The following is a 23,655-nucleotide window of genomic DNA, read 5'->3' as shown; positions in this document are numbered from 1 at the left end:
AAACGCCCGGTTACATTCCGAACCCGGAAGCTAAGCCTTACAGCGCCGATGGTACTGCAGGGGGGACCCTGTGGGAGAGTAGGACGCCGCCGAACAATCATTGAGAAAGCCCCTGCCGGGAAACCGGCGGGGGCTTTCTGCGTTTAGAGACCTCTTTCAAAGTCAAAGGGTGCCCACTCCTCCCTTCGGAGCTGTCCGAAGGGAGGAATCACAAACGGCCAGCCGCCTTCAGTGACAAATAGGCGTCAGCCAAGGCCGGCGCCAGGTCTTCCGGGGTCGCGTCCACGACTGTGACGCCGCGGCGGCGGAGTTGCTCCGCGGTGCGGTGGCGGTCTGTCTGGGCCTGGGCTGCCGCTGCGGCCTCGTACACAGCCTCCGTGGAGCCCCGTGAGTTCGCCATGCGGGCGACGCGCGGGTCGGAGACGGAGGCCACCAGGACCGTGTGGCGCTGGGTGAGGCCGGACAGGACATGGAGGAGACCCTCTTCGACGGGGGCGGCGTCCAGGCTGGTCAGCAGAACGATCAGGGCGCGTCGAGGGGCCGTCCGGAGTGCGGTGGCGGTGAGGCCACGGGCATCCGTTTCGACGAGTTCCGGTTCGAGCGGAGCCATCGCGCTGACCAGCGACGGGAGGACGTCCCCCGCCGAACGGCCCTGGACGAGGGCACGGACACGCCGGTCATAGGCCATGAGATCCACACGGTCACCGGCGCGGGAGGCGAGCGCGGCCAGGAGCAGAGCGGCGTCCATCGAGGCGTCGAGGCGGGGGATGTCGCCCACGCGGCCCGCTGAGGTCCTGCCCGTGTCCAGGACGAGGAGGATGTGGCGGTCGCGTTCGGGGCGCCAGGTGCGTACAGCCACCGCCGACTGACGGGCCGTGGCCCGCCAGTCGATCGAGCGGGTGTCGTCGCCGGGGACGTACTCGCGGAGGCTGTCGAACTCGGTGCCCTCCCCCCGGGTCAGGACGCTGGTACGGCCATCCAGTTCGCGCAGGCGGGCCAGCCTGGACGGCAGGTGCTTGCGGCTGGTGAACGGAGGGAGGACGCGTACGGTCCAAGCGACCTTGTGGCCGGCCTGGCGGGCGAAGAGACCAAGAGGCCCGTACGAGCGGATCGTGACCCTGTCGGCCTGGCGGTCACCTCTGCGCGTGGGGCGCAGACGGGTCGTGACACGGCGTCGCTCGCCTGCCGGGACGGTGAGCCGGTGCCGGGAGGCGGCGATCTCGGTGCCGGGGACCCAGCTGCTCGGGGGCCAGGCGTCGCGCAGGTGGGCGCGCAGCGGGCGCCTGGAGGGATTGGTGACCGTCAGGGTGACGTCTGCGGTTTCGCCGAGGCGCGTCGAGGTGTCGCCGGAGCGTGTGAGGCCCAGGCGGCGCACGGGGGCAGCCAGGGCGTAGTCGCAGGCGCACGCCAGGGCCAAGGGGGCGTTCACGGCGAGGATGCCGGTCCAGCCGGGTTCCCAGATGCCGACGGGCAGGGTGCCGAGGGCCGCGAGGAGTGCGGCGCGTCCGGTGGGGGCCATCAGCGGGGTACGGGGACGTGGGCGAGGATCGCGTTGATGACCGAGTCGGCCGTCACGCCTTCCATCTCCGCCTCCGGGCGGAGCTGGACGCGGTGGCGGAGCGTCGGCAGCGCGAGTGCCTTGACGTCGTCGGGGATGACGTAGTCGCGGCCCGTCAGCCAGGCCCAGGCGCGGGAGGCCGAGAGGAGCGCCGTCGCGCCTCGGGGGGAGACACCGAGAGTGAGGGACGGCGACTCGCGGGTGGCGCGGCAGATGTCGACGACATAGGCGGTGATCTCGGGGGAGACGGTCGTCTTGGCCACGGCCGTGCGTGCCGCTTCGAGGTCGGCGGCGTTCGCGACGGGGCGTACGCCGGCGGCGCGCAGGTCGCGAGGGTTGAAGCCGGCAGCGTGGCGGTTGAGTACGTCGATCTCGTCCTGGCGGGACGGAAGCGGGACCGTCAGCTTGAGGAGGAAACGGTCCAGCTGCGCTTCGGGCAGGGGATACGTGCCCTCGTACTCGACCGGGTTCTGGGTCGCCGCGACCAGGAACGGGTCGGGGAGGGGACGGGGCGTGCCGTCGACGGTGACCTGGCGCTCCTCCATGGCTTCCAGGAGGGAGGACTGGGTCTTCGGCGGGGTGCGGTTGATCTCGTCCGCGAGGAGGAGGTTGGTGAAGACCGGGCCGGGCTGGAAGGAGAACTCGGCGGTGCGGGTGTCGTAGACGAGGGAGCCGGTGACGTCGCTCGGCATCAGGTCCGGGGTGAACTGGACGCGCTTGGTGTCCAGCTCCAGTGCGGACGCGAGGGCGCGGACGAGCAACGTCTTGGCGACCCCGGGGACTCCTTCCAGGAGGACGTGTCCGCGGCACAGGAGGGCGACGACGAGGCCGGTCACGGCGGGGTCCTGGCCGACCACGGCTTTGGCGATCTCGGCACGCAGGGCCTCCAGGGAGGCCCGGGCGGCGCCCGGATCCCCGGTGGCACCGGCGTTGTCAGTGGTCGGGTCCATCATGAACGGCGTACCTCTCTTTCGAGGGCGTCGAGTTGGTCGGTGAGGGCGATGAGGGCCGTGTCGTCGCCGGGCGGCGGGCCGAAGAGGAGGGTGTGCAGGCTCTGGCCGTCGCCGTGGAGGTGGGAGGACAGAGCCGGGAGCAGGGCCTCGGGCGTGTGCGCCCGGGAGACGGGGACACCTACGAGGGGGGCGAGGCGCGTGCGGGTGGTGGAGCGAAGAGCGGCGGCCGCGCGGTCACGGGCGTTGGCCTTGCGGTAGAGGCGGGCGCGGCCCTCGACGGTCTCGGAGGCGCGGATCGCGACCGGGAGTCTCTCGGGCACCAGGGGGCCCAGTCGGCGTGCCCGCCAGAGGACGGCGATGAAGCCGGCGACGAACAGTTGCAGGGTGCCCCAGAGCCAGCCCGAGGGGAGCAGGTCGAAGAAGCTGCGGTCGCCGGCGTCGGCGGCCGAGTCGTCGGAGAGCGAGGGGAGGTACCAGACCAGATGGGGGCGCGAGCCGAGGAGTTGCAGGGCGAGGGAGGCGTTGCCCTGCTCGTCGAGGCGGTCGTTGTAGAGGATGTCGGGGGCGCCGATGACGACGGTGTCGCCGCCTCCCTCGTCCGCCGGGAGGCGTACGAGGCTGGGCAGGCCGCTCTCGGGGTAGCAGGTGTCGGCGTCGCGGGTGGTGACCTGGTAGCGCACACCGCCGAGGTCGGCGGAGCCCGCGCGGCGGGCGGCGGGCAGGTCGCAGCGGGGCGCGAGCGTGGAGTCGAAGCTGGGGGCGGCGTCGGCGGTGACACCGGGGGCGAGGGTGCCCACCGACGGAATGCCGGGGGCGACCAGGACCGTGCGGCCGCCGGAGGCCGTCGTCGCCGTGCGCAGGCGGCTCTGCTGGGACTCGGTGAGCAGGTCCGGGACGGCGATCAGGAGGGTCGCGTCGGGAGCCGCGGCGGCGGTCGCCTCGTCGAGGGTGGTGACCACGCGGGTGGACACGCCGTTGTCGTCGAGGAGTTCGGCGATCGCGCGGCTGCCGGTGGGGTCGGCGGAGCGCGGGTCGAGGCGGCCGTGTTCGGCGCCGGAGCGGATGACCGCGATCACGACGGCCGCGGCCAGCAGGATCACGGCGGCGATGACGACACCGCGTGCACGGCCCCACAGTTGTCGCGCGGTGGGCGAGGCCGAGGTGTTCGGGAGCGTGGCCTCAGCGGTCATTCGGCGGCCCCCCGGCGGCTGTTGTGTGCGGTGCTCGTCGTGCTCCGGGCACTGCTGCCGGCCAGAGCGGGCTTGGCACGCTCCAGGTCGTCGTCGAGGGCGGCGAGGTGGCGGTACGTTCCTTCGGCCGCGGGCCGGCCGCCGTATGTGACGTCGTCGAAGTCCCGGGCGGCGATGCCGAGACGGTCCGCGTGGGCGGGGAGCACACGGCCGGCCTCGGAAGCGGCCTCGTCGGCGGTACGGCCCGGGCGGACATCGAGGAGGGCGCGTTCCTCCAGGGAGCGGACCACCGCGCGCATGCGCTCCTGGACGGCCTGGTTCCAGAGGCCCTGGGCGGCCTGCGCCTCGGCGGCCGCGCGGTGTTCGGCGGCGCTGCGGGGGCGGTCGTCGAAGAGCTGGGCGGAGGCGGCGGGGGCGCGGCGCGGGGTGCCGAGGCGCCACCACAGCGCACCGATGAGAGCCAGGACGGCCAGGACGATGACGACGAGGCCGATCGCGCCACCGGGAGTGGCGGCGGAGGCGGCGCCGAACAGTTCGTCCACCCACTTCCAGAAGGCGTCCATGGCGCGCTCGTACCAACTGGGGTCGTTCTCGTGGTACATGCCCTTGGACAGCTCGCGCCGGGCCGCCTCCCGCGCGGGGTCGCGCGGGAGGGTGACCGGTGGTTCGTCCGCCGAGCGCCAGGCGACGGGGACGGCGGTCGGAACTCCCCCCGAGAGTCTCACCGCATCAGCTCCCCGGGGTGGCGGTGGAGGCGTTGCCGCCGTAGTCCTGCACGCCCGCGGCACGGACCAGTTCGAGGTCGAGTGCCTCGCGGCGGATGCGCTGGTCGATGTAGAGCAGCACGGTGACGCCCGCGCTGATCGGGAAGGTGATCGTGGAGCCGATGACCGAGCCGACGCCGCTGATGACGAGGTACGTCCAGCCGAGTCCGGTGCCGCCGGTGAGGAGGCCGGAAAAACCCTCCCCGTCCAGGGCCGTGCCGAGGACGGCGAACGGGATCACGACGATCGACGCCACTACGTAGGCGATGATCGCGGCCAGCAGCTGGATGCCGAGGACACGCCACCAGGAGCCACGCACCAGCTTGACGGAGCGGCCCAGGGACTTGCGGACGCCCTGCTTCTCCAGCATCAGCGCGGGCGAGGCGAGCGAGAAGCGGATCATCAGCCACACGGCGAGGACGAAGCCGCCGAGTCCGCCGAACAGGGCGAGGGCCACGCCCGCGCCTTCCGCGCCCCCGGCGACCAGGAGGATGCCGGGCAGGACGCCGACGGTCATGATCAGTACGGCGATCAGGGGCAGCAGCAGGGTGAGGCCGCCCAGCCGGAGGAGTTGGGGCCGGGCGTCCCGCCAAGCCTCGCCGGTCGTCACCGACCTGCCGAGGACGGCTCGGCTGGTCACCGTCGTGAGCAGGGCCGTCGCGATGATGGTGCCGAGCAGGGAGATCACCAGGACCGCCGAGGTGCTCAGCAGGGTCTCGCCGAGGGCGCGGCTCAGCTCGCCGGGTGTGGCGGTGGGGTCGCTGAGGACGTCCGCGTTCGCCGCGTCGTTGAGGACGAGGCCCTGGAGCAGGATGACCGCGATCTGGGTGACGACGGCGACGGTCAGGGAGATCCCGAGGACCGTGCGCCAGTAGGTGCGCATGGTGGAGACCGCGCCGTCGAGGATCTCACCGACGCCGAGGGGGCGCAGCGGGATCACACCGGGCTTGGCCGCGGGCGGGGGCCCGCCCCATCCGCCGCCCCAGCCGGGCGGGCCGTAGCCGCCGGGCGGGCCGTAGCCGCCGGGGCCGGGCTGCGGGCCGCCGGGGTGGCCGCCCCAGCCCGGGGCGGGCTGCGAGGGTGGCGGGGCCTGGCCGGGGGCCTGCGGGCTCGGATTGCTCCACTGGGCCGGCGGGGGCTGCTCCTTGGACCACTTGGACGGCGGCTGGGTCTGATCCGCTCCGCTCTGGTCGGCCGGCTGCGGGGTGTCCTGCCGGCCCGCGTCCTGGCCGTCCGAGGGGGTCGATCCGGGCGAGGCCCAGCCCGGAGTGTCCTTCATCGTCGCTCCTTCACGGTGCTCGTCCGCGGTCGCGGCGGCAGGTTGGCGCCCATCGTGCCACGCGGTGTCCGGGAAGGGACGAGGGGCCGTATGGGCTGCGCACCTTCAATTGTCCGTCGGATACGGGGCAGACTGGCCGCATGGCTGATCAGTACGCGCGAACCGGCGACGACACCCGGCCGACCGAGACCCCTGCGATCCGATGGGAGGAGCCACCCGAAGGCCCCGTCGTGGTCCTGCTGGACCAGACGAGACTGCCGGCCGAGGAGGTCGAGCTGGTGTGCACGGACGCGTCCGCGCTGGTGGAGGCGATACGTTCGCTCGCCGTCCGCGGGGCGCCGCTGCTGGGCATCGCCGGGTCGTACGGCGTCGCGCTCGCCGCCGCGCGGGGTTTCGCGGTGGAGGAGGCCGCCGAGGCGCTGGCGGGTGCCCGGCCGACCGCGGTGAACCTCTCCGTCGGGGTGCGGCGTGCGCAGGGCGCGTACCTGGCCGAACTCGGTCGGACGGGCGACCAGAAGCAGGCCGCGGAGGCCGCCCTCGCCGCCGCGCGGGCGTTGCACCGGGAGGACGCCGAGGCCAGTACCCGCATGGCCCGGCACGGGATGGCGCTGCTCGACGAACTGCTGCCCGGCGGCGGGCACCGCGTGCTCACGCACTGCAACACCGGAGCACTGGTGTCGGGCGGTGAGGGCACGGCGTTCGCGGTGGCGCTCGCGGCGCACCGGGCGGGGCGGCTGCGCAGGCTGTGGGTGGACGAGACCCGGCCGCTGCTCCAGGGCGCCCGGCTCACGGCGTACGAGGCGGCGCGCAGCGGGATGGCGTACACCTTGCTCACGGACAACGCGGCGGGCTCGCTGTTCGCGGCCGGAGAGGTCGACGCGGTGCTCGTGGGGGCCGACCGGATAGCCGCCGACGGTTCGGTGGCGAACAAGGTGGGGACGTATCCGCTCGCGGTGCTGGCCCGGTACCACCATGTTCCGTTCATCGTGGTGGCTCCGTTGACGACGGTGGATCCGGACACCCCCGACGGGGCGTCCATCGAGGTGGAGCAGCGCGCGGGGCATGAAGTGACGGAGATCACAGCGCCCCAGGTGCCGGTGGCGGGAGCGGAGGCGGGAGGCGGTATTCCGGTGGCACCTCTGGGGACCCAGGCGTACAACCCGGCGTTCGATGTGACACCGCCGGAGTTGGTGACGGCGATCGTCACCGAGGAGGGGGCGGTGTCGCCGGTGACGGCCGGTGCCCTCGCGGAGCTGTGTGGCAGGTCACGACAGGTAACGATTTAGTTAATGGGATGATGTCGTTTATGAAGGGACGAGTCCTTGTCGTCGACGACGACACCGCACTGGCCGAGATGCTCGGCATCGTGCTGCGTGGTGAAGGTTTTGAGCCGTCTTTCGTAGCCGACGGCGACAAGGCGCTGGCCGCGTTCCGAGAGGTCAAACCGGATCTGGTGCTGCTCGATCTGATGCTGCCGGGCCGGGACGGGATCGAGGTGTGCCGCCTGATCAGGGCGGAGTCCGGGGTGCCGATCGTGATGCTCACGGCGAAGAGCGACACCGTCGATGTGGTCGTGGGCCTGGAGTCGGGCGCGGACGACTACATCGTCAAGCCGTTCAAGCCGAAGGAACTGGTGGCGCGGATCCGGGCGCGGCTGCGCAGGTCGGAGGAGCCGGCGCCGGAGCAGCTCGCCATAGGCGACCTGGTCATCGACGTTGCCGGGCACTCCGTGAAGCGCGACGGGCAGTCGATCGCGCTGACGCCGCTGGAGTTCGATCTTCTGGTGGCGCTGGCGCGGAAGCCGTGGCAGGTGTTCACTCGAGAGGTCCTGCTGGAGCAGGTCTGGGGGTACCGCCATGCGGCGGACACCCGTCTGGTGAATGTTCATGTGCAGCGGCTGCGTTCCAAGGTCGAGAAGGACCCGGAGCGGCCGGAGATCGTGGTGACTGTCCGTGGTGTCGGATACAAGGCAGGACCCAGCTGACATGCCCGGGGACAGCGCCGCTTCGGCGCCCGGTCAGTCCGGGACCCGCACGGAGCGGCCTGTCGGCCGGAAGACGTCGGGTTCCCGCTGGGGGCGTTTTCTCGAGGGCGGGCTGCTGCAGGGCGGAGTCCACGGCAGCCCGGTCCTGAGGCTCTTCATGCGCTGGGTGCGCCGCCCCCTGCTGCCCGTGATGCGGCTGTGGCGACGCAACATCCAGCTCAGGATCGTCGTCACGACGCTGCTGATGTCGCTCAGCGTGGTGCTGCTGCTCGGCTTCGTCGTCATCGGCCAGGTGCGCAACGGGCTGCTGGACGCCAAGGTCAAGGCCGCGCAGAGCCAGGCCACGGGCGGGTTCACGGTGGCCCAGCAGCGGTCCGACAGCGCGGCGAGCGGGGCCGGTAACGACAGTGCCGAGCTGGGCGGCGACCGGGTGCAGAACGTCGTCGAGTGGATGACCAACCTGGTGAACTCCCTGTCCAGCGGTGGACAGGGCGCGTTCGACGTCGTGACGCTCAGCCCGGCCTCCGCGGACGGCGAGACCGGCGGGCTCGGTCCGCGCGCCTCGGGTGGTGTGGCCTGGGATCTCAGCGTGCCGGTGGCGTTGCGCGAGCGCGTCGACGACGGCACCAGCGCCGTACAGAGCTATACGCGGATCTTCTACACCAACGGTCAGGAGTCGCAGCCGGCGCTGATCATCGGCAAGCAGGTCAGCGACCCGAACGGCAGGCCGTACCAGCTCTACTACCTCTTCCCGCTCACCCAGGAGGAGAAGTCCCTCAGCCTGGTCAAGGGCACGCTGGCGACGGCCGGGCTGTTCGTCGTCGTCCTGCTCGGGGCCATCGCCTGGCTCGTGGTGCGCCAGGTCGTCACGCCCGTGCGGATGGCGGCGGGGATCGCCGAGCGGCTGTCCGCCGGGCGCCTTCAGGAGCGGATGAAGGTCAGCGGTGAGGACGACATCGCGCGCCTCGGTGAGGCCTTCAACAAGATGGCGCAGAACCTGCAGCTGAAGATCAGCCAGCTGGAGGACCTGTCGCGGATGCAGCGGCGGTTCGTCTCCGACGTCTCGCACGAGCTGCGGACGCCGCTGACGACCGTCCGGATGGCGGCGGACGTCATCCATGACGCGCGTGTGGACTTCGACCCGGTGACCGCGCGGTCGGCCGAGCTGCTCGCCGACCAGCTGGACCGGTTCGAGTCGCTGCTGTCGGACCTGCTGGAGATCAGCAGGTTCGACGCGGGCGCGGCGGCCCTGGAGGCCGAGCCGATAGACCTGCGTGAAGTCGTGCGGAAGGTCGTCAGCGGGGCCGAGCCGCTCGCCGAGCGCAAGGGGACGCGGATACGGGTCCTGGGCGACCAGCAGCCCGTCGTCGCCGAGGCCGACGCCCGGCGGGTGGAGCGGGTGCTGCGCAACCTCGTGGTCAACGCCGTGGAGCACGGCGAGGGCAAGGACGTCGTGGTCAAGCTGGCGGCTGCGGGCGGAGCCGTCGCGGTCGCGGTGCGCGACTACGGCGTGGGGCTCAAGCCGGGCGAGGCGACGCGGGTGTTCAGCCGTTTCTGGCGGGCCGACCCGGCGCGCGCGCGTACCACCGGCGGTACGGGACTGGGGCTGTCCATCGCCTTGGAGGACGCCCGGCTGCACGGCGGCTGGCTGCAGGCGTGGGGCGAGCCGGGCGGCGGTTCGCAGTTCCGGCTGACCCTGCCGAGGACGGCGGACGAACCGCTGCGCGGCTCTCCGATACCCCTGGAACCGAAGGACTCCCGGCGCAACCACGGCCTCGGCGACGGCGCCGCGCGGCCCGCCGGCGGCAAGCTGGCCACGGTGCCGGTGCAGGCGGGGGAGCACGGGGTCGCCAGGGCGGCCATAGGGCCGCGGCCGGGCGGCGGGCAGGTGCCCACGGCCGATCCGACGGCGCTGCCCGGGAACGGCGCGCGTGTGGTGTCCCGGCCGGGCACGCCCACCGCACCGCCCGCGCAGCGGGCGGGCGAGGACGCGGGGCACGCGGAGGACCGGCTCTCCGCGGCCGGCTCCGACCAGCAGCACGAGAAGCAGGGGGAGGCATTCCGTGGGCGCTGACCGCGCGAAACGCGGCCGTGGGCGTCCGGGGCGGGCGACGGCGTACGTGGGCATCGGTGCCGTACTGCTGGCGGGGTGTGCCTCGATGCCGGACAGCGGGGACATGAGCGACGTCGAGTCGACTCCGCGGCAGGACACGCAGGTGCGGGTCTTCGCGCTGCCGCCCGCTGAGGACGCCCAGCCCCGGGAGATCGTGCAGGGCTTCCTGGAGGCCCTCACCAGCGATGACCCGAACTACGAGACGGCCCGCAAGTATCTGACCGGTGACGCGCTGAAGAAGTGGGATCCGGGCACGTCGACCATGGTCCTGGCCGAGGCACCCTCCCCGTTCACGCAGGTCACGGGGAGCGAGCCGGAGACCACCGAGTACCGGTACGAGCTGAGCGGCAAGAAGGTCGCCCGTGTGGACGGGCAGCACGCTTACACGCCCGCCAGCGGTGAGTACCAGGAGACCGTGCACCTCACGAAGGTGAAGGTGAAGGACACCCGGCAGTGGCGCATCGACAAGCTGCCGCAGGGTGTGGTGCTCGGCAGGTCCGACTTCGAGCGGAACTACAAGTCGATCAACAAGTACTACTTCACCTCCGCCGCGCAGTCGGGTGAGGCGGGGACGGTCGCCGACCCGGTGTACGTGCGCAGCCAGGTCGACCCGGTGACCCAGGTCGTACGGGATCTGCTGAAGGGCCCGACCCGCTGGCTCAACTGGGTCGCGAGGACCAGCTTCCCCTCGGGCACGGCACTGCGGAAGGGCACCGCGCATCTGACGCCCGACGAGCAGAACAGACTGGTCGTGCCGCTCAACGCCAAGGCCGACCGGGTCTCGGCGAGCAGATGCCAGGAGATGGCGGCCCAGCTCCTGTACACGCTCCGCGACTACATGCCCAACGGCATCGACGAGGTGGAGCTCCAGGGCTCGACCGGGGCGCAGCTGTGCGCGCTCGGCGAGAGCGAGACCGACCTCGACGCCGTGCGCCGGCCAGGCAAGGGCATCGAGTACGAGTACTTCATCGACGGCGAGCACAGGCTTGTGCGGCTGTCCGCGAGGGAGAGCACGCCCACGCCGGTTCCGGGCGATCTCGGCGAGGGTGTGAAGCAGCTGCGGTCGGCCGCCGTGTCGCGGGACGAGGAGCGGGCGGCCGGGGTGTCGACCGACGGGAGCGCGCTGTACGTGGCGCCGCTGACGTCGGGCGGCGCCATCGGCGAACCGGTGCTGCGCAGCGCGGGTGCCACAGCGAAGGACCGGCTGACGACGCCCAGTTGGGACGGGCGTGGCGATCTGTGGGTGGCCGACCGCGATCCCGGGAAGCCGCGTCTGCTGGTCCTGGCGGACGGCATGGGCGAGCCGCTGGAGGTGCGGACGACCGGGCTCGACGGGCGCATCGAGGCGGTGCGCGTGGCCGCCGACGGGGTGCGGGTGGCGCTGATCGTGGAGAAGGGCGGCGAGCGGTCGCTGTTCATCGGGCGCGTCGAGCGGGACGCGGACGCGGACGGCACCACCGTCTCCATCGTCGATCCGCGCTCCGTGACACCGGACCTCGAGGACGTCTCGGCCATGTCGTGGGCCGGTGACAGCCGGCTCGTGGTGGTCGGCCGGGAGTCCGGAGGGGTGCAGCAGACGCGGTACGTGCAGGTCGACGGCTCCACGATGCCGGGTCCCGCGCCCTCCGCGCTGACCGGGGTGGAGGAGATCGCCGCGTCCGAGGACGAGAGCCAGCCGCTGGTCGCGCACTCCGCGGACGGCATCGTCCGGCTGGCCCCCGGGGAGCAGTGGCAGACGGTGGTCAAGGAGGGGACGGCTCCGGTCTATCCGGGGTGAGTCCTCCCGGAGGACCGGCCGGGACCCTTCGGGAGGACCGGCTGGGACCCTTCGGGAGGACCGGCCGGGATCCTTCGGGAGGACCGGCCGGGATCCTTCGGGAGGACCGGCCGGGATCCTTCGGGAGGACCGCTCGGCCGACCTGCCGCACGACTGCTCGAAGGCCGTGCCGCGCCGGTGGCGGGGCCTTCAGAAAGTGCCCCACGGCCTTCCGCGCACCGGGCTTACCCGTGTGGGTGAACGCCGTTGCTGTTTCGGTGAGTTGTCCACAGGGGGTTTTCCACAGGGGTGGCAGGGCCGCGTACGCGGGGGCACAGTGGTGGGCATGCGGGGGTGGTGGCAGGACCTCACGGATCTGGTGCTTCCGGCCGAGTGCGGAGGCTGCGGGAGGCCTCGCGAGGTGCTCTGTCCGGAGTGCCGCGCCGCCCTGATGGGGGCCCTGCCGAGCCGGGTGCGACCGGTGCCGGAGCCGGTCGGGCTGCCCGAGGTGCACGCGGCGGCTCCGTACGAGGACGCGGTCCGGGCGGCGCTGCTCGCGCACAAGGAGAGAGGTGCCCTGGCGCTCGCCGAACCGCTCGGCACGGCCTTGGCGGGGGCCGTGCGGGCGAGTCTGGGTGAGCCGTGGACCGGGGGCGCCGAGGACCGCCCGCGGAGGCGTGGGGCTTCGGCGGCGGGTGAGGGGAGCGGTGCGGGTGGGGACGTGCTGCTCGTTCCGGTGCCCTCCGCGCGACGGGCGGTTCGGGCGCGCGGGCACGACCCGGCACGGCGGATCGCGCTTTCGGCGGCCCGCGTGCTGAGGCGCGCCGGGACGCCGGCCCGGGTGCTCGCGGTGCTGCGGCAGCGGCGGGCCGTGGCCGACCAGTCGGGGCTGGACTCCCGGCAGCGGCTGGACAACCTGGCGGGCGCCTTGGAGGTGGCCGCCGGAGGCGTCACCTTGCTGGGCGACGGCCGGGTCGTGCTCGTCGACGACCTGATGACCACCGGGGCGTCGCTCGCGGAGGCGGCACGGGCGGTCCGGGCGGCACATGACAGATGGGGGGTGTCGTCGGCGCCAGAGGGGAAAGGCGCTGGGCGAACGGTGAGGAACGCGGTCCGGTCCCGGGGCGCCAGAGGAATCCACGGGGTGGACCGTGCAGGTGAGGGGCTGTGCGCGGCGGTCGTCGCCGCGCCGCCGGATGCTTTCCAGATAAACCGGAACTGACAGAGAACTTCCATCGTTGCAGGTAATGCGAGGGTCAATTCACCTGAACGGAGGTACGTCTCGGTAGAGGGTGACGCCATCCGCCCGGGCGAGATATGTTCGGTTGTGAGGGAATGGCCCCGGCCGTTCACCACATATCCGGATGCCGTGCTGCGGGATTTCTGTAATCACCCGTATCGGTGGGGTGGAGATCTCGTCCACGGGGGAGGAGGAGGTGGAGTCACCGAGTCCGCGGTTCCGGAAGTAGCCGGAACCTGGTGCACAAGGGAGATGCTCCGCCAGTGGAGCGGAGCGATCCGGGAACGGAGTTCTGCGTGGACATCGTCGTCAAGGGCCGCAAGACCGAGGTGCCCGAGCGGTTCCGCAAGCACGTGGCCGAGAAGCTGAAGCTGGAGAAGATCCAGAAGCTCGATGGCAAGGTGATCAGCCTCGACGTCGAGGTGTCCAAGGAGCCCAACCCCCGACAGGCCGACCGCAGTGACCGAGTGGAGATCACGCTCCGCTCCCGCGGACCGGTGATCCGGGCGGAGGCCGCGGCGAGCGATCCGTATGCGGCGCTCGACCTCGCGGCGGACAAGCTCGAGGCCCGGCTGCGCAAGCAGCACGACAAGCGTTACACGCGCCGGGGCGCGCGCAGGCTCACGGCCGCCGAGGTCGCCGACCACGTCCCGGGCGTGGCGACTCTCAACGGCAACGGATATGTCGTCGAGGAGGAGAAGACCGACGGCGTGCCCACCAAGCGGATCGGCTCGCTCGAAGTGAAGGGCGAAGGCCCCCTCGTCGTCCGTGAGAAGACCCATGTCGCGTCACCGATGAGCCTCGACCAGGCGCTGTACGAGATGGAGCTGGTCGGGCACGACTTCTATCTGTTCGTCGACTCCGAGACCAAGGAACCGAGCGTCGTCTACCGGCGGCACGCCTACGACTACGGCGTCATCCACCTCAGCACGGACCCGATGGTCACAGAGGTGCACTCGAACGATGCGGGCGGCACGCTCGGAGGCTGACCGCGCCGGGTGACAGCTGCGCCGGTGCCCCTGGAGCGCGCGTGCGCCCCCAGGGGCACCGGTGTGCCACCCCTGGAGGCCCGCTCTGTCACCGCACTGTCGCCCCGGCATGAAATCATGGCCGAACCGGCCCCAACCGGCGGGTCGTTGCCTTGGGTTGGCGATGGCACAGAAACACAGGCCACGGCCTTCAGGGGGAGGAACGATGGCGGACAGCAGCTTCGGACCGATGCGTGACGCGGAGGCCGACGAGGATTCCGTCGGCATGGGCCCCGGAGCGGGCGGCCGCAAGGAGCCCATCCGTGTCCTTGTCGTGGACGATCACGCGCTCTTCCGCCGCGGTCTGGAGATCGTGCTCGCCGCCGAGGAGGACATCCAGGTCGTCGGCGAGGCCGGCGACGGGGCGGAGGCGGTCGACAAGGCCGCCGACCTGCTGCCCGACATCGTGCTGATGGACGTCAGGATGCCCAAGCGCGGTGGGATCGAGGCGTGCACCTCCATCAAGGAGGTGGCCCCCAGCGCGAAGATCATCATGCTGACGATCAGCGACGAGGAGGCCGACCTCTACGACGCGATCAAGGCCGGGGCGACGGGCTACCTCCTCAAGGAGATCTCCACGGACGAGGTGGCCACGGCGATCCGCGCGGTCGCCGACGGGCAGTCGCAGATCAGCCCGTCCATGGCGTCGAAGCTCCTCACCGAGTTCAAGTCGATGATCCAGCGGACCGACGAGCGGCGGCTGGTGCCGGCGCCTCGGCTGACCGACCGGGAGCTGGAGGTCCTCAAGCTCGTGGCGACCGGGATGAACAACCGGGACATCGCCAAGGAGTTGTTCATCTCCGAGAACACCGTGAAGAACCACGTGCGCAACATCCTGGAGAAGCTGCAGCTGCACTCCAGGATGGAGGCCGTGGTGTACGCCATGCGGGAGAAGATCCTCGAGATCCGCTGACCCCCGGTCGCGTACCGGTCCGGCCGCGCGGGAACAGCCGGCCGGGAGCAGCCCCCGCGACCCGCCGGCCGGGACCGGACCGGTCGCGGTCAGGCCAGTGCGCGGGTGAGTTCCCTGGTCAACGGGTCGCGGAGCTCGGCGGCGTCCACCCGCTCCACACGGACGTTCGTGCAGTCCACCCAGCTCGCCGCCTCCAACAGGGCCTGCGCCACGGCCGGGACCGCCTTCGGGCCCTTCAGGGTGACCTGCTTGGCGACCAGGGTGCGACCGTCGCGGGCGGGGTCGACACGGCCGACCAGGTGGCCGCCGGACAGCACCGGCATCGCGAAATAGCCATGGACGCGCTTCTGCTTGGGGACGTAGGCCTCCAGGCGGTGGGTGAACCCGAAGATGCGTTCCGTGCGGGCCCGTTCCCAGATCAGGGAGTCGAAGGGGGACAGGAGCGTCGTACGGTGGCGGCCGCGCGGGGGTGCGGCCAGGGCCGCCGGGTCGGCCCAGGCGGGCTTGGACCAGCCCTCCACCGTCACGGGCACCAGGCCCGAGTCGGCGACCACCGCGTCGAACTGCTCGCCCCTGAGGCGGTGGTAGTCGGCGATGTCCGCGCGCGTGCCGACGCCGAGGGCCTCACCGGCCAGCCGCACCAGGCGGCGCAGGCATTCGGTGTCGTCCAGCTCGTCATGGAGCAGCTCGGCGGGGACGGCGCGCTCGGCGAGGTCGTACACCCGCTTCCAGCCGCGGCGCTGCACACAGACCACCTCGCCGTACATCAGGGCGCGTTCGACGGCGATCTTCTCGCCGGACCAGTCCCACCACTCGCTGGTGCGCTTCGCGCCGCCCAGTTCCGTGGCGGTGAGGGGGCCCTCGTCGCGGAGCTGCTTGATGACGCGGTCGTAGGCGCCGTCGGGCAGGTCGTGACCCCACGGGGGGCGGGCGCGGTAGGCGCGGCGGCGGAAGGCGAAGTGGGGCCACTCCTCGATGGGGAGGATGCAGGCCGCGTGGGACCAGTACTCGAAGGCGTGGGGCCGGGCCGGAACGGCGCCGTCCGGGCCGGTGGCCCAGTAGGCGCGGTCGACCGTGGTGCGGCCTATGGCGCCGAGGCGGGCGTACGGCACGAGTTCGTGGGAGCGGGCGAGGACCGAGATGGTGTCGAGTTGGACCGCGCCCAGATGGCGGAGCACGCCGCGGACGCCGGCCCTGCGGTCGGGGGCGCCGAGGAAGCCCTGGGCCCGCAGGGCGATGCGGCGGGCCTCGTCCGCGGTGAGTTCTGTCGTGGGGGGCGGCAGGGGTGTCATGGTCCGCAGGGTAGGCCAGAGCACTGACAAGCCGGGCTGAGCTGGGGAAACACTCGAAGAACCGGCGAGCGGGCGGCCGGGCCGGGGCTGGTGCGTCAGCGAGGCGCCGGCAGGTAAGGGGACCTGGAGGGGAGGCTCAGGTCCGAGGGGAGGAGGGAGCCCACCCAGCAGTCGCGGAGGGTGCCGTTGTTGTTGAGGGCGGAGCGCAGGGTGCCCTCCACGGTGAAGCCGGTGTGCTCGGCGACCGCTCGGGACGCGGTGTTGCCGACCTCGGCGCGCCATTCCAGGCGGTCGACGGCGAGCGCCGTGAAGGCCCAGCGGGCCGCTACACGGGTCGCCTCGGAGGTGTAGCCGTTGCGGCGGTGCTCCTTGGCGGTCCAGAAGCCGATCTCGGCGGTGCCCAGGGAACGCATGGTGATGCCGAGCATGCCCGTCAGCACCCCGGAGGGGAGGAAGACGCCGAAGGTGAACATGGAGGCGTGGGCCCAGCCCTCGGGGACCGCGTGCTCGACGAAGGTCACCGCGTGCTCGCGCAGATACGGCGAGGGGATCGTGGTCCAGCGCTGGATGTCCGGGTCCTGCGCGGCGGCGTACACCGTGTCGGTGTCGCGCGCGTCCACGGCGCGCAGCAGCAGGCGCTCGGTGGTCAGGGTGACGGGGTCCATCGGGCGATTGTGCTCGGCGCCGCGGAAGGGCGCCATCTCATGTGCGCCCGTTCCGTGGCCGGAACCGGGGCACGGCGGCGACCAGGCGGTCACAATTCGTGCATTTCGTGGGCGGAACGCGGCACCATCGGTGACGCCTGCCCGTTGTCCTAGTGGCTGTCAGGGCCAGACCTCCCGGCACGGCGGGGTCCTCGCTTACGATGGCCGTTGCTCAAGCTGTGATTTGAATCTGTCAATTGAAACCGACCGTCCCAGGCCCGACCGGCAAGGAGACAAACCCCCGTGTCCGTCCTCTCGAAGATCATGCGTGCAGGCGAAGGCAAGATCCTGCGCAAGCTGCACCGCATCGCGGACCAGGTCAACTCCATCGAAGAGGACTTCGTCGACCTCTCCGACGCCGAGCTGCGTGCCCTCACCGATGAGTACAAGCAGCGGTACGCCGACGGCGAGAGCCTGGACGACCTGCTCCCCGAGGCGTTCGCCACCGTCCGCGAGGCCGCCAAGCGCGCCCTCGGCCAGCGTCACTACGACGTGCAGATCATGGGTGGCGCCGCCCTCCACCTCGGCTATGTGGCCGAGATGAAGACCGGTGAGGGCAAGACCCTCGTCGGCACCCTGCCCGCGTATCTGAACGCGCTGTCCGGCAAGGGCGTCCACCTCATCACGGTCAACGACTACCTGGCCGAGCGCGACTCCGAGATGATGGGTCGCGTCCACAAGTTCCTGGGCCTGAGCGTCGGCTGCATCCTCGCCAACATGACGCCGGCCCAGCGCCGCGAGCAGTACAACTGCGACATCACGTACGGCACGAACAACGAGTTCGGCTTCGACTACCTCCGCGACAACATGGCGTGGTCCAAGGACGAGCTCGTCCAGCGCGGCCACAACTTCGCGATCGTCGACGAGGTCGACTCCATCCTCGTCGACGAGGCCCGTACGCCGCTGATCATCTCCGGCCCCGCCGACCAGGCCACCAAGTGGTACGGCGACTTCGCCAAGCTGGTGACGCGCCTGAAGAAGGGCGAGCCCGGCAACCCCCTCAAGGGCATCGAGGAGACCGGCGACTACGAGGTCGACGAGAAGAAGCGCACGGTCGCCATCCACGAGTCCGGCGTCTCCAAGGTCGAGGACTGGCTGGGCATCGACAACCTGTACGAGTCGGTGAACACGCCGCTGGTGGGCTACCTCAACAACGCCATCAAGGCGAAGGAGCTCTTCAAGAAGGACAAGGACTACGTCGTCATCGACGGCGAGGTCATGATCGTCGACGAGCACACGGGCCGTATCCTCGCCGGCCGCCGCTACAACGAGGGCATGCACCAGGCGATCGAGGCGAAGGAAGGGGTGCCGATCAAGGACGAGAACCAGACGCTCGCCACGATCACCCTCCAGAACTTCTTCCGTCTCTACAAGCGCCGCGACCACAACGGCAAGGAGATGCCGGGCCTGTCCGGCATGACCGGTACGGCCATGACCGAGGCCGCCGAGTTCCACCAGATCTACAAGCTCGGTGTCGTCCCGATCCCGACGAACCGGCCGATGGTGCGCAAGGACCAGTCGGACCTGATCTACCGCACCGAGGTCGCGAAGTTCGAGGCGGTCGTCGACGACATCGTCGAGAAGCACGAGAAGGGCCAGCCGATCCTCGTCGGCACGACGTCGGTCGAGAAGTCCGAGTACCTGTCCCAGCAGCTGAGCAAGCGCGGCGTCCAGCACGAGGTGCTGAACGCCAAGCAGCACGACCGTGAGGCGATCATCGTCGCCCAGGCCGGCCGCAAGGGCGCCGTGACCGTGGCCACCAACATGGCCGGCCGTGGTACGGACATCAAGCTCGGCGGCAACCCCGAGGACCTCGCCGAGGCGGAGCTGCGCCAGCGCGGGCTCGACCCCGAGGAGCACATCGAGGAGTGGGCCGCGGCCCTGCCCGAGGCCCTCGCCAAGGCCGAGGCGGCGGTCAAGGCCGAGAAGGAGGAGGTCGAGGCCCTCGGCGGTCTCTACGTCCTCGGCACCGAGCGGCACGAGTCCCGCCGTATCGACAACCAGCTGCGCGGTCGTTCCGGCCGTCAGGGCGACCCGGGCGAGTCCCGCTTCTACCTCTCCCTCGGTGATGACCTGATGCGCCTGTTCAAGGCCCAGATGGTCGAGCGTGTGATGTCCATGGCGAACGTGCCGGACGACGTGCCGATCGAGAACAAGATGGTCACCCGCGCGATCGCGTCGGCCCAGTCGCAGGTCGAGCAGCAGAACTTCGAGACGCGCAAGAACGTCCTCAAGTACGACGAGGTCCTCAACCGCCAGCGCGAGGTCATCTACGGCGAGCGGCGCCGCGTCCTGGAGGGCGAGGACCTGCACGAGCAGATCCAGCACTTCATGGACGACACGATCGACGCGTACATCGCCGCGGAGACCGCCGAGGGCTTCGCCGAGGAGTGGGACCTCGACCGGCTGTGGGGCGCCTTCAAGCAGCTCTACCCGGTGAAGGTCACCATCGAGGAGCTTGAGGAGGCGGCCGGTGACCGGGCCGGGCTGACCCCCGAGTTCATCGCCGAGTCCATCAAGGACGACATCTACGAGCAGTACCAGGCGCGTGAGGAGCAGCTCGGCTCCGAGATCATGCGTGAGCTGGAGCGCCGGGTGGTCCTGTCCGTCCTGGACCGCAAGTGGCGTGAGCACCTCTACGAGATGGACTACCTCCAGGAGGGCATCGGCCTGCGCGCGATGGCCCAGAAGGACCCGCTGGTCGAGTACCAGCGCGAGGGCTTCGACATGTTCACCGCCATGATGGAGGGCATCAAGGAGGAGTCCGTCGGCTACCTGTTCAACCTGGAGGTCCAGGTCGAGCAGCAGGTCGAGGAGGTCCCGGTCGAGGACGCCCGGCCGACCCTGGACAAGGGCGACGCGGTGCCGGCCCAGGCGGGTGCCGCACGGCCGGAGATCCGGGCGAAGGGCCTGGAGGCCCCGCAGCGCCGGGACCGGCTGCACTTCTCCGCGCCGACCGTCGACGGCGAGGGCGGCATCGTCGAGGGCGACCTCCCCGAGGACGAGCCCATCCGCTCCGAGGCCGACGGCCTCACCCGCGCGGAGCGCCGCAAGCAGCAGGGCAGGGCGGGCGGCCGTCGCCGCAAGAAGTGAGGGCACTCGCGGCTCCGCGGGACGCGGGGCGGTGAGCGGCCGCCGGTCCGCGTCGTCGTCCCGCGTGCAGGCCCGGTGGGCGTGGGCCCGTGGCGCCGGTGCCGAGGGGGCTGTGAGGCCGTAGGCCGTGAGACGGGGAGGGGCCGGGCATCTTCGGGTGCCCGGCCCTTCTGCGTGCGCGGTACGGGTGCTGGGGCGCTCTGGGCGCGGTTTGGGGGCGGCCGGGATGCGGGCGGATGCGGGCGTACGGCGTACGGCCGGGTGGCGCGGTGGTGGCTCAGACGTCGTCCGTGTGGGGTCGCCTCGGGCCGCCCAGTTCCACCGCTGTGCAGCGCCAGCGGTGGTCGGGGCCGTGCTCCAGGCGGAAGGCCATGGCGCTGAGGCGGTCGCCCGCGCCGATGCGGGCGAAGACCTCCAGGGCTCCGGGGGCGGCCACGTAGTAGCCGATGTCGCGGATGACCGGGTCGGCGCCGTGGGCGGTGCGCAAGGGACCTCGTTCGGCGAGCCAGGCCAGTTCGTCGTAGGCCCGGCCCGCGGTGTGGCGCAGCATGCTGTGGACCGGGCGGCGGCCGCTCAGGACGGCCAGGAGGAGGTCCGCGAAGCGGTCGGTGGGGCGGGGCCGTGGGGCGGGCGCGGCGAGGGCCTCGTGCAGCAGGGTCGCGGCCGGGCTGCGGCCTGTGGTCGAGGAACGGCCGCCGCCGGGCGTGGTGCGGGCGGGGGCGCGGCCGGGGCGGCGCGTGTCGTGGCGGACGGGTGGGCGGGTGCCGGGGCGGCGCTGGGTCCTGGTCATGACCTTGTTCATCGGGATCCCCGTTCGTCGGTGTCGGGCGAGCCGCGGGTACCAGTCGGTAACTTCGCGTTGGGGATCTTGTACGAGGCGGGAGGCGGCCGTCGCAAGGAAGGGCGGCGATCGGCGAGGGCCCCGGAACGTTCACCTATCAGGGTGATGGGGGCGGGGTCCGAGGCCGGGGTGGCGGGGGTGTACCGGGTGAGGCGGTGGGCGTGGGGTGGACGGGGCCGGAGGTCCGGCCGGGGGCTCGAAAGGGGACGCCCGCACGTATCCTGAAGGCCCGTCGGGACTCCTCCAACCGCCCCGGGCCCCTGCCGGGGTGCGGGAGCGACCCCATCGGGGTACGGATCGTTCCCGGCGGGACGGACCGTCCCCGCCGGAGCCCTCCGCGGAGCCTTGCGGCGAACACGACTACGAAAGCGGCCTGCCATGCGCGTCTACGTCCCCCTGACCCTTCCCGGGCTCGCCGAGGCGTACAAGACGGGGCAGTTGGGAGAGGGGCCGCTCGTCGCGTACGCCGTCACGCCGGCGCTGCGCGAGTGGTACCTGTCCGACGACATCGAGGAGTTGGAGTACGCCGCGCTGAACCGGGCCGCGCTCGCGTCGTTGCGGCTGGTCGCCGAGGAGCCGGGGGCCGCTCGGCGCCGGGTCGTGGTGGCCGTGGACGTGGCCGACCGGGACGCGGTCGCCGACCCCGACCGGGGGCTCGATCCGGCGGCGCTCGGCGAGGTGCGGGTCGCCGGGCCGGTGCCGTTGGCCAAGGCGGCGGCCGTGCACGTCGACTCGGCGGAGGCCGAGGCCGAGGTGGCCGAGGCGGCGGACGCGCTCGGTGCGGCGGACCAGGGCGACGACGACGCCCAGTTCATCGTCGACGGAGCGGACGACCACGAGCTGCTGTGGTACGCGACGCAGGAGATCCCGAACCTCGTGGGGCCGGGGGAGTGAGGTCCACCGCGCCCGGCGCCCCGTAAGGGGAGCGGGCGGAGCCCGGCACGCTCCCGGCGGGAGCGGTTCGTGCGAAGGTTCGGTGTCGTACGGGTTCGCGGGGTGCGCACTCGAGGTCGCGGTGCGTTGTCGGTGGCGAGGGGTATTTTTTCGGTATGGGGAAGCAGGGCGCTGGGGCGCACATCGTCTGGGACTGGAACGGCACGCTGTTCCATGACAACGAGGCGATCATCGGGGCGACGAACGCCGCGTTCGCCGAGCTGGGGATCGAGCCGCTCACCTTGGAGCGGTACCGGGAGCTGTACTGCGTGCCGGTGCCGAAGTTCTACGAGCGGCTGATCGGGCGGCTGCCCACCGACGCGGAGTGGGACGCCATGGACGCCGTCTTCCACCGGTACTACGCGGAGCACCGGGTCGTGTGCGGACTCACCGACGGGGTGCCCACGCTGCTCGCCGACTGGCGGTCCGAGGGGCACAGCCAGTCGATCCTCAGCATGTACGTGCACGAGGAACTCGTGCCGCTGGTCCGTGGGTTCGGCATCGAGCCGCACTTCATGCGGGTCGACGGGCGGACCGGGCCGTCCGGGGGCAGCAAGGCCGAGCACATGGTGCGCCACCTGCGCCGGCTCGTGGGGGTGGAACCGGAGCGGACGGTGGTGATCGGGGACGCCGCGGACGACGCCATCGCCGCCCGGCACGTCGGGGCGCGGGCCGTGCTCTACACCGGGGGCTCCCACAGCCGGGCCAGTCTGGAGAGCGTGCCCGGGGTGCCCGTGGTGGACACCCTGGAGGAGGCGGTCGCCGAGGCCGAGCGGCTGGCGGCGTAGCGGTCCCCGCCGGGGAGAGCGGGTCCCGGGGCACGTGCCCTCACCGGGGGCGCGGTCGGCCGGTGCCCGCTCCTGCCGGGAGGACCGGCTCAGGTCGCCGGCGCCTTCGCCCGCAGCACCTTCAGGAACTCGCGCATCCAGCCGGGGTGGTCCGGCCAGGCGCGGGCGGAGACGAGCGTGCCGTCCACCACGGTCTCGGCGTCCTGGAAGGTCGCGCCGGCGGACTGCATGTCGAGTTCCAGCGCGGGATACGCCGTGACGCGGCGGCCGTGGAGCGCGTCCACGGCGGCGGTGAGCAGCGGCCCGTGACAGATCTGGGCGACCGGCTTGTCGGTGTCGAAGAACGACTTGAGGATCTTGCGGAGCTCCGGGTCGTTGCGGAGGTACTCCGGGGCCCGGCCGCCGGGGATGACGAGGGCGGCGTACTGGCCGGGGTCGACCTCGGAGAAGGCGAGGTCCGCAGGCCAGGTGTAGCCGGGTTTCTCCGTGTAGGTGTCGAAGCCGGGTTCGAAATCGTGGACGACGAAGCGGAGCTGCTTGCGGGAGGGGGCGGCGATGTGGACCTCGTAGCCCTCCTCGCGCAGGCGCTGGTAGGGGTAGAGGACCTCAAGTGACTCGGCCGCGTCACCGGTGATGATGAGGATCTTGGCTGTCATGGCGGGTTCCCCTCGGCCTCGTGGTGGGGTTCGTCTCCAGGGGTGTCCTGGGCACCGTGCATCCAGGGTGGGGGTTTGCCAAGGGGGTCTGCGGCGACGCGGTGCCGGTGCGGCCGTTTCGCCACCTCTTTGGCGGCAGCCTCACCCTCCGATTGCCGCCTTGACGCGTAAGGGTTGCCCCGGCGCATTCCGGTCACTCGGTGGGTGCGCCTGCTCCCGAGACGGTCCGTTCGGTGGAGAAACCCTGCCCGCGCCCCGCCCGAGAGGCACAGTTGAGCGGGAGTATGCTCGGGTGCGCGGGGTGAGTGTGGAAGTCGGGTGGTTGTCTCTGTGTGGAATGTCAAAGTTCCGGCCCCGGTTTTGTACACATACGGCTCATGACGGGGGGCCCGCAAGGAGCGATAGCCTTGGTGGCGTGATCAGCGCGATAGTTCGCGGGGACGCCGTCGTCCCTGCCCCGCGCCCGGTGAGCACGGACCACATCCGTGACCGGGCGGCGCTCGCTGGTCCTTGCGGGCGGGCGGGGGCGCTGAAGGCCCCCGAGGCGCCGACCGACGCCGGTGGGCCGAC

Annotated in this window: 19 protein-coding genes and 1 rRNA gene; 11 read left to right on the top strand and 9 right to left on the bottom strand. The window is 71.6% G+C overall.

The features are described from left to right. A 5S ribosomal RNA gene (gene rrf / locus AC067N_RS09495) occupies nucleotides 1-95 on the top strand; the annotation flags it as partial. Nucleotides 96-208: 113 nt separating this feature from the next. On the opposite strand, the gene AC067N_RS09490 is transcribed toward rrf, so the two are convergent. Genes AC067N_RS09490 through AC067N_RS09470 form a run of 5 tightly spaced genes read right to left on the bottom strand, consistent with a single transcriptional unit; the run spans nucleotide 209 to nucleotide 5,744 of the window. Further along, entirely contained in the window at nucleotides 209-1,519 is a 1,311-nt protein-coding gene (locus AC067N_RS09490; RefSeq protein ID WP_478678282.1) for a DUF58 domain-containing protein, read from the bottom strand. After that, nucleotides 1,519-2,508 (bottom strand): AAA family ATPase, encoded by a 990-nt coding sequence (locus AC067N_RS09485; protein WP_478678317.1) that lies wholly within the window; start codon nucleotides 2,506-2,508, stop codon nucleotides 1,519-1,521. Before AC067N_RS09485 ends, AC067N_RS09490 begins: the two co-directional genes overlap by 1 nt. Continuing rightward, the gene (locus AC067N_RS09480; RefSeq protein WP_478678281.1) at nucleotides 2,508-3,701 is read right to left on the bottom strand and encodes a DUF4350 domain-containing protein; all 1,194 of its coding nucleotides are present in this window, start codon (nucleotides 3,699-3,701) and stop codon (nucleotides 2,508-2,510) included. The genes AC067N_RS09485 and AC067N_RS09480 overlap by 1 nt, the downstream gene beginning before the upstream one ends. Further along, nucleotides 3,698-4,426 (bottom strand): DUF4129 domain-containing protein, encoded by a 729-nt coding sequence (locus AC067N_RS09475; RefSeq protein ID WP_478678280.1) that lies wholly within the window; start codon nucleotides 4,424-4,426, stop codon nucleotides 3,698-3,700. Before AC067N_RS09475 ends, AC067N_RS09480 begins: the two co-directional genes overlap by 4 nt. Before the next feature lie 4 nt (nucleotides 4,427-4,430). Continuing rightward, nucleotides 4,431-5,744 carry a DUF7847 domain-containing protein gene (locus AC067N_RS09470; RefSeq protein WP_478678279.1) on the bottom strand — a complete coding sequence of 438 codons (1,314 nt, stop codon included), beginning with the start codon at nucleotides 5,742-5,744 and terminating at the stop codon, nucleotides 4,431-4,433. 140 nt (nucleotides 5,745-5,884) lie between these two features. Here AC067N_RS09470 and mtnA point away from each other — a divergent pair, with 140 nt between their 5' ends. The 7 genes from mtnA (at nucleotide 5,885) to AC067N_RS09435 (ending at nucleotide 14,778) form a co-directional block, all read left to right on the top strand. Beyond that, the gene (mtnA, locus tag AC067N_RS09465) at nucleotides 5,885-7,030 is read left to right on the top strand and encodes an S-methyl-5-thioribose-1-phosphate isomerase (protein ID WP_478678278.1); all 1,146 of its coding nucleotides are present in this window, start codon (nucleotides 5,885-5,887) and stop codon (nucleotides 7,028-7,030) included. Between the two features lie 8 nt (nucleotides 7,031-7,038). Continuing rightward, complete coding sequence (gene mtrA, locus AC067N_RS09460) at nucleotides 7,039-7,728, top strand: MtrAB system response regulator MtrA (protein WP_206187907.1); 690 nt, start codon at nucleotides 7,039-7,041, stop codon at nucleotides 7,726-7,728. A gap of 1 nt (nucleotide 7,729) precedes the next feature. Further along, the gene (gene mtrB / locus AC067N_RS09455; RefSeq protein ID WP_478678277.1) at nucleotides 7,730-9,802 is read left to right on the top strand and encodes an MtrAB system histidine kinase MtrB; all 2,073 of its coding nucleotides are present in this window, start codon (nucleotides 7,730-7,732) and stop codon (nucleotides 9,800-9,802) included. Then, the gene (locus AC067N_RS09450; RefSeq protein ID WP_478678276.1) at nucleotides 9,792-11,618 is read left to right on the top strand and encodes an LpqB family beta-propeller domain-containing protein; all 1,827 of its coding nucleotides are present in this window, start codon (nucleotides 9,792-9,794) and stop codon (nucleotides 11,616-11,618) included. Before mtrB ends, AC067N_RS09450 begins: the two co-directional genes overlap by 11 nt. Before the next feature lie 325 nt (nucleotides 11,619-11,943). After that, nucleotides 11,944-12,819, top strand: coding sequence for a ComF family protein (locus tag AC067N_RS09445; protein ID WP_478678275.1), 876 nt, complete (start codon nucleotides 11,944-11,946; stop codon nucleotides 12,817-12,819). 314 nt (nucleotides 12,820-13,133) lie between these two features. Further along, on the top strand, nucleotides 13,134-13,826 hold the full coding sequence (gene hpf / locus AC067N_RS09440) for a ribosome hibernation-promoting factor, HPF/YfiA family (protein ID WP_478678274.1): 693 nt from the start codon (nucleotides 13,134-13,136) through the stop codon (nucleotides 13,824-13,826). A gap of 205 nt (nucleotides 13,827-14,031) precedes the next feature. Next, nucleotides 14,032-14,778, top strand: coding sequence for a response regulator (locus AC067N_RS09435; protein WP_478678273.1), 747 nt, complete (start codon nucleotides 14,032-14,034; stop codon nucleotides 14,776-14,778). 89 nt (nucleotides 14,779-14,867) lie between these two features. On the opposite strand, the gene AC067N_RS09430 is transcribed toward AC067N_RS09435, so the two are convergent. Then, nucleotides 14,868-16,070: a winged helix-turn-helix domain-containing protein gene (locus AC067N_RS09430; protein WP_478678272.1), complete on the bottom strand. Its 1,203-nt coding sequence runs from the start codon at nucleotides 16,068-16,070 to the stop codon at nucleotides 14,868-14,870. 95 nt (nucleotides 16,071-16,165) lie between these two features. Beyond that, on the bottom strand, nucleotides 16,166-16,735 hold the full coding sequence (locus AC067N_RS09425) for a GNAT family N-acetyltransferase (protein WP_478678271.1): 570 nt from the start codon (nucleotides 16,733-16,735) through the stop codon (nucleotides 16,166-16,168). A 282-nt stretch (nucleotides 16,736-17,017) separates the two neighbouring features. On the opposite strand from AC067N_RS09425, the gene secA reads away from it, so the two are divergent. Next, nucleotides 17,018-19,867, top strand: coding sequence for a preprotein translocase subunit SecA (gene secA, locus AC067N_RS09420; protein WP_478678270.1), 2,850 nt, complete (start codon nucleotides 17,018-17,020; stop codon nucleotides 19,865-19,867). 277 nt (nucleotides 19,868-20,144) lie between these two features. On the opposite strand, the gene AC067N_RS09415 is transcribed toward secA, so the two are convergent. Continuing rightward, nucleotides 20,145-20,669, bottom strand: a complete 525-nt coding sequence (locus AC067N_RS09415; RefSeq protein ID WP_478678269.1) for an Rv3235 family protein — start codon at nucleotides 20,667-20,669, stop codon at nucleotides 20,145-20,147. Nucleotides 20,670-21,086: 417 nt separating this feature from the next. Between AC067N_RS09415 and AC067N_RS09410 the strand changes: the two genes are divergently transcribed. Beyond that, entirely contained in the window at nucleotides 21,087-21,602 is a 516-nt protein-coding gene (locus AC067N_RS09410; protein WP_478678268.1) for a DUF6912 family protein, read from the top strand. Nucleotides 21,603-21,757: 155 nt separating this feature from the next. Next, complete coding sequence (locus tag AC067N_RS09405; protein WP_478678267.1) at nucleotides 21,758-22,429, top strand: HAD family hydrolase; 672 nt, start codon at nucleotides 21,758-21,760, stop codon at nucleotides 22,427-22,429. Between the two features lie 89 nt (nucleotides 22,430-22,518). Here the strand turns inward: AC067N_RS09405 and AC067N_RS09400 are convergent, their stop codons facing one another. After that, nucleotides 22,519-23,085 (bottom strand): DJ-1/PfpI family protein, encoded by a 567-nt coding sequence (locus tag AC067N_RS09400; RefSeq protein ID WP_478678266.1) that lies wholly within the window; start codon nucleotides 23,083-23,085, stop codon nucleotides 22,519-22,521. Nucleotides 23,086-23,655 lie beyond the last annotated feature (570 nt).

Source organism: Streptomyces sp. NPDC042364 (genome assembly GCF_056437585.1).
Note: the sequence above shows the minus strand (reverse complement) of the source record. Positions and strands in the feature narration are given on the sequence as shown.

Excerpts from the sequence above, each read along its gene's own strand:
- AC067N_RS09480 (WP_478678281.1), bottom strand. The coding sequence starts at position 3,701 with ATGACCGCTGAGGCCACGCTCCCGAACACCTCGGCCTCGCCCACCGCG.
- AC067N_RS09410 (WP_478678268.1), top strand. The coding sequence starts at position 21,087 with ATGCGCGTCTACGTCCCCCTGACCCTTCCCGGGCTCGCCGAGGCGTAC.
- AC067N_RS09405 (WP_478678267.1), top strand. The coding sequence starts at position 21,758 with ATGGGGAAGCAGGGCGCTGGGGCGCACATCGTCTGGGACTGGAACGGC.
- mtnA (WP_478678278.1), top strand. The coding sequence starts at position 5,885 with ATGGCTGATCAGTACGCGCGAACCGGCGACGACACCCGGCCGACCGAG.
- AC067N_RS09400 (WP_478678266.1), bottom strand. The coding sequence starts at position 23,085 with ATGACAGCCAAGATCCTCATCATCACCGGTGACGCGGCCGAGTCACTT.
- mtrB (WP_478678277.1), top strand. The coding sequence starts at position 7,730 with ATGCCCGGGGACAGCGCCGCTTCGGCGCCCGGTCAGTCCGGGACCCGC.
- AC067N_RS09430 (WP_478678272.1), bottom strand. The coding sequence starts at position 16,070 with ATGACACCCCTGCCGCCCCCCACGACAGAACTCACCGCGGACGAGGCC.
- AC067N_RS09445 (WP_478678275.1), top strand. The coding sequence starts at position 11,944 with ATGCGGGGGTGGTGGCAGGACCTCACGGATCTGGTGCTTCCGGCCGAG.
- AC067N_RS09415 (WP_478678269.1), bottom strand. The coding sequence starts at position 20,669 with ATGAACAAGGTCATGACCAGGACCCAGCGCCGCCCCGGCACCCGCCCA.
- AC067N_RS09470 (WP_478678279.1), bottom strand. The coding sequence starts at position 5,744 with ATGAAGGACACTCCGGGCTGGGCCTCGCCCGGATCGACCCCCTCGGAC.
- mtrA (WP_206187907.1), top strand. The coding sequence starts at position 7,039 with ATGATGTCGTTTATGAAGGGACGAGTCCTTGTCGTCGACGACGACACC.
- AC067N_RS09425 (WP_478678271.1), bottom strand. The coding sequence starts at position 16,735 with ATGGACCCCGTCACCCTGACCACCGAGCGCCTGCTGCTGCGCGCCGTG.
- AC067N_RS09490 (WP_478678282.1), bottom strand. The coding sequence starts at position 1,519 with ATGGCCCCCACCGGACGCGCCGCACTCCTCGCGGCCCTCGGCACCCTG.
- AC067N_RS09435 (WP_478678273.1), top strand. The coding sequence starts at position 14,032 with ATGGCGGACAGCAGCTTCGGACCGATGCGTGACGCGGAGGCCGACGAG.
- AC067N_RS09485 (WP_478678317.1), bottom strand. The coding sequence starts at position 2,508 with ATGGACCCGACCACTGACAACGCCGGTGCCACCGGGGATCCGGGCGCC.